Below are 14,868 nucleotides of genomic sequence, written 5' to 3'. Positions count from 1 at the left end.
TCTTTAGGTTACTAATATACCAAAGTAATCCCCATTAAGCCAATAACAACGTCGTTTGCCTTTGTTTCAATACTGATATTTTTCAACTTTTTATTTGGATCTGCTGGCATATCCAATAAGGTGACTGCTCCACCTTTTACTCCGTAGCTGCTAAATCCCTGTATCGTAGAAAAAGAGTTATTGTTCAGTTTAAACTCGCCGCTCTTCAAATATAAGCGTGGTGGTCTCGGTGAATCTATAGCAAAAGCATAATTGTCAATATAATAGTCCTGCTCTATTGGCCACCAATTTTCTGGATTTTTCAACTCCATTACTCTTTTGGTTCCATCGGTATATTCTATGCTTACCGTTCCATTTACTATCCGGCTTTGCATAGGATTAGTAGTTCCCCCCATTAAAAGGTAAACATGAGAAGCGGAACCAGTTAGCGGTATACTTATTTTTGTAGGGAAATTATCCCATTGCGAAGTAAAAACAACGTTCTTATCAGACGGCTGAAATGGAATCCTGAATGATAGCTTTTCATCAAAATTGAGTTGTCCATTATTTCCAGCCAGCTTATTTCTCAAGCCATCATCTTCCAATACAGGTTTAATTAAAGGATAACACCAGTTTCCAATACCCTGAGTAGGCAATTGTAAAGTCGTTACAGCTGGTCTTGGACTCAGATATTTATTTTCGAACACCCTGATTATTTGATCATTATAAAAACCGGACAGATCTACAGCTTTGGTTCCTTTAATTTTCGACGGCTTTATATTCCAATTAATTACCGTTGTATCTAAAAGAATCTTATTATTTGATTTAACGATAATCTGGTTACTTCCAGGAATTAGACTTTCCTGACCAAACGAAAAGGCATTTTTACCATAGACTAAATTCGTCTTTTTTATTCCGTTCTGAAATCCGGGATTCACCATCAATTCTGCACCTGGAATATTCGTACTGCTTACAATATCAAAACTGATTTGATCTGCAGATTGATTTTTATTGTAAGACAAATATATGCGTGGACTAAGGGTTATATGATAAGGCTTATACCAGATCAGTTCTCCTGCTTTTGTTTTCACAAAAATTGTTTTGCTACCTGCATTATTTTTAAAATTGGCCTGAATCTTATTTGCACTCAATTTGATATTGCCCAGAATTTCCTGTGGATCTAGAATCTCCAAAAAGTCGCCCTCTGTAGCATTTAACTTCAATTCATCTGATGTTGACAGAGCATATTCTTCGTACCTGGATATTGCTTTACCTTCCCATTCTATTGTTATACTATTTTCTGCTTCGTTTCCACAATCTATCATAATTTGAGGAACGCCTACGGAGTTATCAACCAAAGTCCAGGAGCTTTTCTTTCCATTTACCGATATGCTTTTTATGCCAGATCTATATGCTTTTAATTGAAGTTTCACATTCATTGAAAACGGAAACTTAGAAACTATTTTATAGGTATCCGCGTTACCATTTCTCTGAAAAGAAACTGCAGCATCCGGAATATCTAAAGACGCATGATCCCAGGATTCTGGTAAACCTGGTTGGATGAGTAAAGTATTATTAAAAGCATCTGGTTGAATCCCAAACAATCCCTCTACCAATGCTCTGCCGGCCATACCAATAGGATCAGCAAAATCCCGATATAATTCTCCTCGCATGGCATCATAAAATGATAACTGTTGGAAATTTCCCGGACTTGCTCCCAGATACATACTTTCTATTAATGCGCTTTCCCAAAGCTTAAAAGCTTCTTCGTTCCTGCCCCCCTGCCAATAAGCCAAAGAAGTATGCATCAATTCTGCTAATGCCACATTATTTACAGACCAGGTATAGGGATGCCAGTTTGTAGTTGAAATCGTATAATATTCTTTACCCTCCAATCCCTTTGCTTTGATTGGAATATGGGGAATTTGCGTATCTATATATCTGAGGGACTGATAAGCTTCAAAATTATCCGGAACCTTAGCATCTATTGCGTGATAGATACTCCAAAGCCCTGGTTGTTCATGAAGCATTTTATTGCCCAACTTGTCTATATATTCGGCATACCAGCCTTTATCCTTTAACCATAAAGTATTTCGAACTGCATTTAATATATGTTCTGCTTCCTTTTCGTAGGGTTTAGGGTCTTTTCCTATGATTTTAGCCAATCGGGCCATTTCTACATTTGCTCGGTAATTATAAGCCGTTGTGTGAGTTACTCCGCCACCGCTATACTGTAAAGCATCACTGGCCCAGATAGAGGCATAGGCATCATACAAACCATCTCCGTCCGCATCGTAATTTCTTTTTTCCCATTTCATGTTCCGCTCTAAAGTAGGCCATAAAGACTTCAGGAAATCAATATCCCTTGTCCATTTAAAGTGGGTATAAATTTGATCGAAGAATACCAAATTCATATTGTAATGATGTGGACGATCGTTGGCATTGGGATTCCTGCTGATATATCCCGAACTAAACATAGATGTTCCCATAACTTCCTTTTGTCTGGCTAAATTCAAGGCTGTATCTGAGACAACGGGACCTGTTTCCGGAGTTAAAACCTGAGAATTTGCATAACTGGAAAAATGTAGTTTTGCTCTGTCATGCCAACCCAGAACGTCAGCGATATAAGCTCCTCTCCAAGCATTCAATCGCATTCTCCAGGCTACCGCTCCGTGTAAATAAGTTGGCGATTCCCAAATTCCATCTGCTGCAGCTGCCAATGTCCCTCCTAAAGTATTTATAAAAGGATCCGGTGTATTGATCTTCACACGATTAACCAGTTTTACTCTCGCAGCTTCCGCATCATCAAACGCCTTTCCCAGATTAACATATGTATTGTTCTGCTGGTTGGCATCCGGTTGATAAATACTAAAATAATAAGGTTGATTGCTGTTTATTTTCAACCGACCGGAGAATGCAGGAGCTGATTTCTTTTCTGATTTAAGAATATTTAAAGGAGAAGCTGCCAAATCAGCTTCGATAATTTTGAATGCTGCTTTTGGAAAAATGCCAATCAGCGTTTTTTTCTTATCCGGAGTAGGTGCTACTTTTCCCGATCCGTATTTCAGCATGAATCCGTCCTTGTTTATTGTATATTCATTATCCAGACAATTCTCCTGATGTAAATAAAAAACTGATTCTGGATCTGCTCCTATATCTCCGTCTCGTGAGAACTTTTTACCGGAAGCTCCACCAAACACCCAGGCTAATTCCAGTGATTTATCGGTAACCTTATCGAATTCTGTTTTTACAATAAAACCGTCTTTTTCTGCACTAGACAAAATGGTAATATTCAATTTTCCAGTACCTAAATAAGATTCATCGGTAATTTCATAAAGCATTGATCCCGGTCGGTAAATCGCTTTGATATTTTTCAATTCGGTAATCCAGACACTATTTGTTCCCTTAATCAAAGCAAAACGCAAGTTCCCTCCCATACCTGGCATATAAAGTGCAAACTCTGGCAAATCTCCCGCTTCGGTACGATAGCCCGTGTTGGTACCATAAAGTGCCCTATTAAACTTTCTTGTTCCGTTCTTTATTACGAAAGCATCATTTTCCGGAAAGTATCTTAAAGGTCGCTCTAAATCATAATTTCTTGATTTCGTCTGTGCGGTTGCTACTGTCAAATTGAACAAGATTGTTAATAAACATAAAAGTGGTATTTCTCTGTTTTTTATCTTAAGTATCTTCATAATCTCTTTGTTGTATGTCTTTAAATATTGTAAACTATTACTTTTCAATTTTAACGTCTATTTACCCTCTTCGAAATATCTAAATTTAATTAAAAGGACCAATTTTCAGGGCATTGCCCTTAAACTACAACCCTTTTCAGATTAATCAACAACTAATTTTGAAGAATAGGTATCGTACCTACAAGCTACTTTCAAAACATAAACCCCTGACTTTGGCTTTTGTAAAAGATTAACTTTAAAAATACCATCCTCGGGAGTAAGTAATCTTTCATATACGGTTTTTCCGTCCAGTGAAATCAGACTTATTACTGCCTGACTAACATTTTTCGAAATAGCTACGTTAATTTCCTGTTTAACCGGATTTGGATAAATTCTTATAGTTTCCGAAGTGATTAAATTGTAACTAACAGAACTTAATCCAACAATTTGTGATTGACCATCTTTATCATACTGAACTAGTTTATAGTAATTTGTTCCGCTAGATGGCGCGTTATCAAAAGCGGTATAGGAAGTAGTTTGGTTCGAAACACCTTTTCCCTTCAATTCTTTCAGGAAAGAAAAGTCATATCCATTACTTGATTTTTCTACTATAAATTTATCATTATTCTCTTCTGAAACAGTACTCCACCGGAGTTTAACCAAGCTATTTTCAATTTTAGCTGTAAAATCAACTAGTTTTACCGGTAAAGTTCCCTGAGATAAGTTTGTTATTTCTGTTTGACTCAACGCGTAATTGAAAAACTTAACCTCATCTAATGCACCTTTAAATGGTGCGTTTAAGTCGTAACAGTTGGCTATATAAAGTGATTCGATACCGCCAATACCATTGGCTATACTGCTACTATTTTCGGGAGCCAAAGCAATCTGAACACCATCCTTATAAATCTTCAGGGTTTTGTCTGCAACATTCCTTACAAAAACTAAATTTACCCAGGTATCATTCAATATCGAAGTACTCGAAGCAGTAGCAGTGCTTTTATTAATATCATCGTCTACCGAAAAATAAATCTGATCACCTTTTAATTCTACACCGTACCATTTACCAGTTGTGCCGATAGCTGCATTTTTAGCAAATGTTCCTTTATGTAAAATATAAGACGAAGTTGATGCAGGAGTTGATGCTTTCACCCACAAAGAGACACTAAAGGAATTCTTATCAAACTTAAGACTTTCATTATGCGGAACTACTATCGCAGAGTTTGCTGCAACATCTTGCAGATTTAAACTATTATTTAGTTTTCCACTTTCCCAGGCATATGAATTTACATTGCTGATGGTTCCGTTATTCTGATAAATGCTGTTGTCAATTATATCTATACCATTGGTTGCATCCAAATGCCAATCGGCTACTATTCCCTGTGGAAAAGCTGCAGTTTTAAATTCCCAAACCTGGCCTGTTTTAGTACCTTCGTCGTTTACCGCATCGACTCTCCAAAAATATTGTGTATTTCCATTTAAGTTGGTTAACTCATAACTTTTTGTAATTACTGGTAATTCTGTTACAAACGTTAAATTACTCGCCGAAGTTCCAGCATATAGTTTAAAACTAGTCGTTTTGAATCCCCCGTCCCAGCTCAACTCTGCTCTATCCATTAACGCAACTTCTCCCTGATTTACAGGTTTAGGAGAAGATGCTTGAATAGGTAAAGGATCTACATTGTAATCTGCCTGAATTTGAGCATCTGTAAGTACGTAATTATAAATTTTAAATTCATCCAAAAGGCCCTTATAAGGAGCTGGCGCGATGGCTTTAACTACCCCTTTTTCATTATTTAACAGTTCTAATTCACCAATATTCCCCAATATTAAAGCACTTTCTTCACCAATATTATCTATAGCGCTAGTTATGGCTTTCTCTCCTTGTTTCACTCCGTTTGCATAAACTTTTAGTTTCCTATTTTCAAAATCCCTAATTAGAACCACATGTACCCATTCGTTTGTATAAAAAAGATAGCCATCAACACCAAGCTCATCTTTATTCCTTTCATCATTATCTATAGCAAACCTTAATTGTTTGCTTTTAAACTCAAGGTTATATCTATTTCCTGTAGCTCCGGTGACGTTACTTTTAGTCATAGAACCTTTACAAAGTAAATATTCACTAACACTATTAGGCAACGCTGCCGCAGGGGCTTTCATCCAGAAACTAATGGAAAATGAGCGATTACTGAGATATAACTGATCGTTATTTGGAATATTGATTACATCCATATTGGTAGTAGCTGTTGCAAAATTAATCGCACTACCAACTTTTCCTTCCGTTTTTATATTTGCGCTTTCTTCAAGAGCTAATGTTCCGTGATTTTCATAAGGACTGGAGTCTGTTATCTGATTACCATTATTTAAAATATCATCAAAAGACCAGTAGCCTACCAGACCATTTGGAATGTCTGGCATCACACGAAAACTCCATATATCTCCTGTGGCGACTCCTTTGCTATTCTCTGCATCAACTCGCCAATAGTAGGTCTTTCCTTTAACTAAGGAAGATGCGGAAATTGTATAATTAATTGTTGTTGAGTTTGAAATAAACGCTAAGTTATCAGCAGATTCACCAATAAAAATCTTATAAGTTGTTGTATTTGCGCTCCCTATCCAGCTTAACTGAAGATTTCCAGTATTAATGTGACTTAATAATTCAACATATTTATAGGCATTTTTCGGAGTTGGAGAACTTGTTTTAACCGGAGCTGTCGGGATTGGCGCGGTCAGAATACTTACTGCTGCGCCATAAGCTGACTCTGCATTTGTATTGACAGCTTTAATCCGGTACCAATATTTTACATTTGGTAGTCCATTATTGTCCTGATAAGTTATTGTATTTGCAGGTACATTATCTAAAACGGAATAACTGACACCATCCAAAGAACGTTCTATCACAAAGCCATCCTCGTCGTTTGAATTATCAGTCCACTTTATGGTAATGGTACTTTGTGGACTTGGCGTTTCTACAGAAACAGAACTTAAAAGAATGTTTGATGGTGGTATTATAAATGGGGATGGAGGTGTATCCATCAATGAATTAATGTAAACTTCTATATTCAGATATTCGGGATTGGATAAACTATATTTTACAGCATCTGTCTTATCATTCTTATTTAACCCATTTGCGTCCTCCCAGATATCAGGTATACCATCTTCGTCGGAATCTAATGGAGCTGGAGCACTAAATACATTTCCAACACCTCCATTAGCCAAAGGCAAATCTGATTCTGTATAAACGTAGATACCTGATGTACCTACACTGCGCAGATCACTAATCATCAACTTATCAACCTGATCTCTTCTTGGATAGGAAGCCCCAACATGATCACAAATCCAATAATATGCCTGTTCTGCTGTCATTGTAGGATTTTTCATAGGATAATCATAAGGAACTGCTTTTAAACTAGATTCATCACCCGTAGGATAACTGATGATATCATAAGGAAGATCTATCCCATTCAGCACACCATCCTTATTATTATCAAAATAGTTACCGGATCCATAAAGGTTAAAGTTCGAATTTCCCCTATTAAATGGTGTTGCCCAGTTATCTCTAGTACTTGGTCCACTGATAAAATAATTATTAATAATATTTACAAATGATTCACCAGCTGAGTCTCCCCCCATGATATAAGCTTCTCCCGACTCTGAGTGTCCATAAGTATTGCCATAATTTCCCCAGTTATAAACTACATTGTTCACAAACTCATTTATTCCTTTTACTTTCGGATTTCTTGTTTTATTGCTCGAATAAAGATTTCTGATCAGACTTATTTTTCCACCTTCCGAAGGCTGCATCAATCCTCCTGCCGAATGGTTATGTCTGTGCAGACCCTGGCCAATAATTGAATTTTGGATCGTAATATTATCGGGATTGTTGCCTTTACTATCCCAGTTTATAGAAAACACTTCATCCATACCCCAGGTTACAGAAAGGTGATCTAATATCATATCCTTACCATTAGCTATTCCAGATGCATCGGCACTTTTACTATTACCGTTTCCTGATGACAATCTAATCCTGATATAACGGGCTATGGTATTATCTGAACCGGAAAAAGAGACTTTTCTTCCGTAAAGGACTATACCTTCGCCCGGCGCTGTCTGTCCGGCGATAGTTGTATTCTTAGGTATCGCTAAATCGGCACTTAGTTTAATTATTCCACTAATAGCGAAAACAATAAATCTTCCTTGTTTACTACAGGCATCTCTAAAAGAACCGGGGCCACTATCGTTTAAATTTGTTACAATATAAACCTCTGGATTTTGTGCCCCTCTCGCTCCTGTGGTAAATCTACCAAATCCTTCAGCTCCCGAAAAAGCCAAGGTCTGAGCATTTACTTTGCTTGCAGATAGATGTAATATTACAAACGTAACTAACATCACGACATAAATTAAATGTAGTTTTTTTGACATGTTTTTTTATTGAATAGATTTATAAAACCCTTAGAATATTCGTGAGAAGTGTGAGCCAGAAATAATACTGACTCACAAAAACCAATTTACTCATATTCAACAGGGCTGTTGATTTATAAAAGATATATCAAACTTAATTTTAACTTATAGAAATGGCTTCCAAAATTTGGTGAATTCATTCCAATTTTTGGTATCAATAAGTTTTTGATAATCAATCAACTTTTATAAATAATTAACAAGGAAAACAGATATTATTAATTCTATTTAATTTTATCGTACTGGTCATCGGCAGAGATTTCCGTGTATCTTTTGGCCTTAGCCATTTCTACCAATGCCCGCAATACCGGACCTTCGCCCATAGGATCGTTTTCCTGAGTAGGACGATTGTAATAGAATGTTAATGAAGGCATAATTCCTGTCCCGACACATATGCTGGTAATATCCCCCTTGTCAGTCATTTTTGTATTCATACCTTTCAACCCTTGTTCTGCGGCATAGATATAATCTTTATTGATCCAGCCTTCTCTTACACCTCTTGCGATACCAAAAACGAACATGGCTGTTCCGGTAATCTCTTCATACGAATCTGTTTTATCTAATACCTGATACCACAATCCGCTTTTTCCCTGATATTGAAGAATTCCTTTTATCTGGGCATTGTAGTTTTCTATTAATGCCACTCTTTTAGGATGGTCTTTAGGAAGTACAGTTAATAAATCGGCTTTTGCCATAAGCATCCACCCATTTGCCCGGGACCAATGTGCAACACCATGTTCTTTAACATCTGTATGAAAACAATGATAGTATATTTCCTTGCCGGGATGCCATAAATATTTGTGATAGTTGAGTATCTGATTTGCGGCATCGTCAAAGTACTTCATATTTCCGGTCATTTTACCCATACGCGATAAAAAGGAAAGTGCCATAAAAAGATCATCTGCCCATATGGTATTTTCATGAGGCCAGATACGGGCAATGGTTCCGTCTTTCAATCTTGGCTCGGCTACCATCAAATGCTGTTCGGTTGTATTGATATATTCTAAATATGACTTATTGGGCTTTTTCATATACAAATCGATTAAGCTAGCCCCCATAGGTCCATTATCATCCAGACGTTTATTTCTGGATATCATGTGCCACGATAAATTGCGAACGCCCCGCCAACCACTTTGCTTATATGCCTCATTAAATTGCCTTTTGAAATAATCAAGATTGTCTTTTTGAAAAACGAATTGCATATTTTCATCTACATACGCCGCATATTTCTCATCTTTTAATAGCTCGCTTAATTCTAACATCGCAATTTGCAATACACCGTTTGTGTAATGCCAATCATTGTATTTACTACTTACTTTCATATCCATTGTAAACGGAACATTTTTCAGACTTGTGTAAGTTTGTTTTGTCTGTTTATTTATGAAAGTATGTGGTGTTTCTGAAATAATACGATTAGCAATTGTAGTTGCCAGTTCATCCACCTTAAGCGTTGCCTGAGCAAATAGTTCTCTGCTAACCAGAGTAGAAACAATCATTAACAAGAATACTTTTTTCATTATTTTTTGGTTAGTTATAACTTTTAATTTAACGAAGTACTTTCTATTTTTTCTGGATTTTAACCTTACTAGCGGAAATTTCTTTGGAAATTTTTATCTGTTCGAGCTTGTAAAATGTGTTTATTAATATTTTGTCTGTCTTATTCCCTGATATTGAAATTATCGTATTCAAGTTAGTGTCAGTTTTTAAATTATCCAGAGTTACATTTTTAACGTTTCCAAAATTTATGGCTGCTCCTTTTTTAGCATAAATGGTAATATCTTTCAAAGATATATTCTCTGATTCCTGTATATCTGCTCCCTGATTGGAGTGAACTACAAAGTTTTCTATCTGAAGGTTTTTAATATTATGCTCTGGTAATCCATAAAAATACATAGCCTTATTTGCTTCGCTACAGTAAACATTTTTTATAGTTATATTTTTAAATGTTGGAGTGGTTTCATCTACAGGAGGGAGTTTTTCCTGACGTACAATCTTCGTCCCATCTTCCAATTCTTCTACCGCAGATTTCCCTCCATAGTATAAATTGAAATGCAGTGGTTCGGTCGCAATATCAATCATACTGATATTAGATATAAAAATATTTTCTACCACGCCCCCTCTCCCTCTGTTGCTTTTAAAACGCAAACCAACGTCAGTTCCTAAGAACTGGCAATTTGTTACAGAGATATTTCTAACCCCGCCGGACATTTCACTCCCTACCACAAAGCCTCCATGCCCTTTGAAAACGGTACAATTATCTACAATCACATTTTCACATGGCATCCCTCTTTTCCTGCCATCCTCATTTTTTCCGGATTTTAAGCAAATTCCATCGTCTCCAACATCAAAAGAACTATTCACCACAATTACATTCTTGCAGGATTCCAGATCCAGACCATCACCGTTTTGTGCATAAGACGGATTGCGTACCTGAATTCCGTCTATAATAACATTTTCACACATTAATGGATGAATATTCCATGCGGGGGAGTTCTGAAAAATCACTCCCTGGAGATACACATTTTTACATTCTCTGAAACTTACCATAACAGGACGTAAAAAATCGCGTACCGACTGCCATTCTTCATCAGTTTTAAAATGCCTTGGAACGTTCATATCGCTAATGGTGTCGCCATGTAAATATTGTGCAGAGGGCATCCAATAATCACTGCGCTTAAATACACCACCACCTGATACCGTCTTTTTCCAAAAACTTTCTGTTACTTTCTGCTTTTTCAAAGGTCTCCAAAATTGTCCGTTACCATCAATTGCTCCACTTCCTGTAATAGCAATATTTGTTAGATTTTTACCCCAAATAGGAGATTGGCAACGCCTGGTATCCAATCCTTCGAAAGACGTTTCTACGATAGGATACAGGTTTTTATCAGGCGAAAACAAGATAATCGCTCTGTCTTCTAAATGTAGGTTGATATTACTTTTAAACTGGATAGGACCAGTTAGCCATATTCCTGCAGGTACTGTCAGCATTCCACCTCCTTTTGCAGAAAGTGCATCAATGGCCTTACTAAACGCCTGTGTATTTAAATAGATCCCATCGCCTATTCCTCCGAAATCAGTTATTTTCACCTTATTATCCGGAAAATTTGGAATTGCCAGCTTCGGCATACTAAACGGTAAATTGTCATACAGATAGTCATAGCGATCTTTCGCATATATTCCGCCAGCGATAAAAAACGTTAATGCTAACAATAATATCTTCTTCATGTAATCAAGTTTTAAAGGATTATTATTTATGGTATAAAAGTGTGGGCTTATCATTTTCCAAGATATAAACATCCCATAATAAATGGGCCTGTCGCTTTAGAGTCATTATCCCTAACACGTTCATTAACATAATAAGCTATACTTCCGTCGCGGTAAGGATGCCCGCCCAATCCGGCAACGGCGCAACATTTTGTCAACGTAAGTGTACCGTCAGGATTTTTCACAATCAGATCTTTCATAATGCCCTGACAGGCTTTTTCCGCTATTGCCAAATACTTTTTATCTAAATATCCCTTTTTAACAGCTTTAGCATACCCATACATAAACATAGAAGAGACAGAAGCTTCATGATAATTTCCCGGATATTCTGGTTTATCCAGAACCTGATACCACAATCCGTTTTTATCCTGATATTTTGGTAAAGTATCTGCTAAATCTTGTACAATTTTGATTAGATCTGCTCTTCTTGGATGATTTTTTGGAATAAAATCAAGCACATCAACCAAGGCCATATACCACCAACCAATACTTCTTCCCCAAAAGTTTGGAGAGTGACCAGTTATTTTATTGGCCCATAATTGTTGGCGACTTTCGTCGTAAGCATGGTAATAAAGCCCGGTTTTAAAATCATAAGTTCTTTTAGCTGTTACCAAAAACTGATTAATTACATCGTCTATCCATTCGGGCTGACTAAAGGTGAAGGCATATTGCGCCAGAAAAGGGTCGGCCATGTATAACCCGTCAAGCCAGATCTGGTGAGGATATATCAGTTTATGCCAAAAAACACCTTCTAATGTTCTCGGATGATTTTTAAGTTGATTTACCAATAAATCCATCGCGAGTTTATATTTTTCTTTGCCAGTTTCTTTATAAAGGTCAAATAATATCTTCCCAGGATTAATATAATCTACATTATAAGTTTCTACTTTGTATAAATGGATTTCTCCATTGTTATTGATTATTGTATCAGCCCACTTTTCAACATAATCAAAGTATTTTTGGTTTTTAGTCTCTTTCCAAACCTGTAACATGGCCATACAACCAACTCCCTGTGAATAACCAAAATATAGTCGCTTTCCATGATCTAACTGCCAGGCTTCAGGAAATCGCTTCATCTCCGAATCGGCAAATAACATCCCAACTTTCTGTGCAAATGCAATCTGTATATTTAATAAGGAAACAACTAATAAGAATATCTTTTTCATCATCGGCTTAATTTCGGTTCTAGCTAATATGAATGAAGCTGTCTAAAAAGCCAAACATCATCGTCATTGCGAGGTAACGAAGCAATCTAATGATACCAAAAACGCAGATTGCTTCGTCATACTTCCTCGCAATGACGCGTTTTTTAGTATTCGAGAACCTTTTTAAACAGCTTCATTATTTCGTTAAGGCATTGGTTTTAATCCGTCCCACCTGACATCCCATGTTCCATCTTTAGGGAAACCCGGCGTTTCTATTTTATTACCATCCCAACCAGCACACATCATAGCTACAGCAGTTAATAAACCACCGTTACCCGGCAAATAAACTCTCAGTCTGGAATCCTGATAATTATGTCCATTCACCAAATAAGTATTGGTTCGCTTATCCATCAGTAAAGCATCAACCGCTTTAGCAGGTTCATTTAATCTAGCGGCGCACATCGCTGTCATTGGATAGTCCCAACCCCAGGTTTTACCCCAGTTCCAATGATCAAGAACCCAATTCAATGTATTTGTCATGTAATCTTTTCTTACCAGTTTGTTCTCCGGTAAGATTCCTAATGCCCCGAGAACAGCAGGGTGATCCGAGGTATAACGGATATCAATATAAGTATCTACAGCATTTTCAGAAGCCAGGTACAAACCATCTTTTGACGCTAAAGGAGATAATTTATCTATCAGTTCATCCCATTCCAGATTACGTTTTTGTCCGGCCCTTTCTCTCCATTTTTGCGCAACTCCCATTGCATAATGCCAATAAGAAATTTCAAAAGGCGGGTTTATTGTTTCTGAAGCTCTTAAAGTTTCCTGTGCTGCGATGATTCCTTTGAGAACATAACGTCCTTCCAATTGGTCGTAATCAGCAAAAGAAGCCATAAATTTCGCTGTTTCTTCTACCAGAAAACCATATTTTTTAATAACTTCATCAGATGGGTTATTTCTATAAATCAACTCGGCCATATAAATAAAATGCGGCTGTTGCCAGATCAAAAAAGACCCTACTTTTGAAGGGGATTCTACTCCGGAAGGATCTGTCATTTTCATCCATCTTGCGCCATCATACCCCTGTCGTTTTGCAATTGATTTAGCTATTGGATAAGCTTGTGTATACCAATCCATGCTACGCTCTAATAAATCAATGCGATTCCATAAAGCAAAATGCACAGCATGCCACCAATGCATTTCCAAATGGAATTTACCAAACCAACTATTATATGTCAAACCTGTCTCCTGTGGCGGATACATACCTGCTGATTGAATAGCCATTAAATATTGTGAAAGAACGACTCTTCTTTCCAACTCTTTAGCTCTGCTATCGGTTGCCTTCGAAAAATCAACTGCTCCGCCACGTTCCCAAAAATTTTGCCAATACGTAGAAGATGCATCAAAGGTTTGTGCTACAGATTGAGCTTGTTCCAATGGTTTTTCTTTTGTGAACTCGCAGGTAAAGGCCAGATTCTCTTCTTCCGGATTAAGTGTAAAATAATGAGCCTCTTTTTCTGTTACCGTTGCTTTACCCTCCCATTTCACAGTTACATAATATACCGTAGAGTCCAGTTCTCTCTTGAATATTACCGAATGGGTATCTTGAGATAAAATAGTTGTTTTATGCTTATCAGGCACAGTTCTATCACAAGCATCATCGGAATGATTTCCTGTAGGATATGAAAATCTAAAGTTTATTTTCAGTTGACCTGTTGTCATCAAAGGACTGTTTACTCTAACACCTATTTGATCTGATTTCGGATCACATGAAGTTTCAACAGCAACCGGGCTTGAATTAACCTGAAATTTGCTTTTAATAATACCTTGCCAAAGGTCAAGCGTTTGATCTATTGATTGTATATCATTAGCTGGTACAAGTGCGCCATTTTCATTTATAATCTCAAAACCAATATTTCCTAAATGCAAACGGTGCGGATTAACACGATACCAATCGGCAGCTTCTTTATGTCTGCCCGGCTCGTTAAATTGTACAGAGTATAATTCCTTTCTTCCTCTAAAATCATACTCTTTCAACGTTTCTTCAAATTTGTAATGATTTGGATTTGAAAAACTATGCCAGCCCCATTGCGACTGAGTGCCAAGCGGTATTCCATTAGCATACGCTTCTGGAAAAGTTTGCAAACCTGTCGCATCTACGGTAAAAGCAAAATTTCCGTTTCCTACAGAAAGCGATGCTAAGCTGTCCAATGTTGTAACATGTGGATTGTTTCTTTCCACCAGGCTATTGCGATCTATTTTATCAACCTTTTTTGTCCCACAAGCAAGAAACAGAAGTACTGGCAGAGCAATCAAAAAACTTTTTCTCATATTATTTACTATTC

The 14,868-nt window shown here is 37.0% G+C and carries 6 protein-coding genes; all 6 read right to left on the bottom strand.

Annotated elements, in window-relative coordinates; all coding sequences use genetic code 11:
• Window positions 1-11: 11 nt before the first annotated feature.
• The 6 genes from PEDSA_RS18695 to PEDSA_RS18670 all read right to left on the bottom strand — a co-directional run bounded on the left by PEDSA_RS18695 (window position 12) and on the right by PEDSA_RS18670 (window position 14,854).
• Window positions 12-3,674 carry a DUF4450 domain-containing protein gene (locus tag PEDSA_RS18695; protein WP_013634735.1) on the bottom strand — a complete coding sequence of 1,221 codons (3,663 nt, stop codon included), beginning with the start codon at window positions 3,672-3,674 and terminating at the stop codon, window positions 12-14.
• A 141-nt stretch (window positions 3,675-3,815) separates the two neighbouring features.
• Window positions 3,816-8,075 carry a LamG-like jellyroll fold domain-containing protein gene (locus PEDSA_RS18690; RefSeq protein WP_013634734.1) on the bottom strand — a complete coding sequence of 1,420 codons (4,260 nt, stop codon included), beginning with the start codon at window positions 8,073-8,075 and terminating at the stop codon, window positions 3,816-3,818.
• A gap of 260 nt (window positions 8,076-8,335) precedes the next feature.
• Window positions 8,336-9,628 carry a glycoside hydrolase family 88/105 protein gene (locus PEDSA_RS18685; RefSeq protein WP_013634733.1) on the bottom strand — a complete coding sequence of 431 codons (1,293 nt, stop codon included), beginning with the start codon at window positions 9,626-9,628 and terminating at the stop codon, window positions 8,336-8,338.
• 43 nt (window positions 9,629-9,671) lie between these two features.
• Window positions 9,672-11,336: a glycoside hydrolase family 28 protein gene (locus PEDSA_RS18680; RefSeq protein ID WP_013634732.1), complete on the bottom strand. Its 1,665-nt coding sequence runs from the start codon at window positions 11,334-11,336 to the stop codon at window positions 9,672-9,674.
• A 50-nt stretch (window positions 11,337-11,386) separates the two neighbouring features.
• Window positions 11,387-12,544: a glycoside hydrolase family 88/105 protein gene (locus tag PEDSA_RS18675; RefSeq protein WP_148233558.1), complete on the bottom strand. Its 1,158-nt coding sequence runs from the start codon at window positions 12,542-12,544 to the stop codon at window positions 11,387-11,389.
• 180 nt (window positions 12,545-12,724) lie between these two features.
• Window positions 12,725-14,854, bottom strand: a complete 2,130-nt coding sequence (locus PEDSA_RS18670) for a hypothetical protein (RefSeq protein WP_013634730.1) — start codon at window positions 14,852-14,854, stop codon at window positions 12,725-12,727.
• Window positions 14,855-14,868: the final 14 nt, after the last annotated feature.

Source organism: Pseudopedobacter saltans DSM 12145 (genome assembly GCF_000190735.1).
Classification (GTDB): Bacteria; Bacteroidota; Bacteroidia; order Sphingobacteriales; family Sphingobacteriaceae; genus Pseudopedobacter; species Pseudopedobacter saltans.
This window is presented reverse-complemented; position numbering and strand designations above follow the sequence as displayed.

What these genes read in the sequence shown, in the direction of transcription:
- PEDSA_RS18695 (WP_013634735.1), bottom strand. Translation starts at nt 3,674, where the DNA reads ATGAAGATACTTAAGATAAAAAACAGAGAAATACCACTTTTATGTTTA.
- PEDSA_RS18690 (WP_013634734.1), bottom strand. Translation starts at nt 8,075, where the DNA reads ATGTCAAAAAAACTACATTTAATTTATGTCGTGATGTTAGTTACGTTT.
- PEDSA_RS18685 (WP_013634733.1), bottom strand. Translation starts at nt 9,628, where the DNA reads ATGAAAAAAGTATTCTTGTTAATGATTGTTTCTACTCTGGTTAGCAGA.
- PEDSA_RS18680 (WP_013634732.1), bottom strand. Translation starts at nt 11,336, where the DNA reads ATGAAGAAGATATTATTGTTAGCATTAACGTTTTTTATCGCTGGCGGA.
- PEDSA_RS18675 (WP_148233558.1), bottom strand. Translation starts at nt 12,544, where the DNA reads ATGATGAAAAAGATATTCTTATTAGTTGTTTCCTTATTAAATATACAG.
- PEDSA_RS18670 (WP_013634730.1), bottom strand. Translation starts at nt 14,854, where the DNA reads ATGAGAAAAAGTTTTTTGATTGCTCTGCCAGTACTTCTGTTTCTTGCT.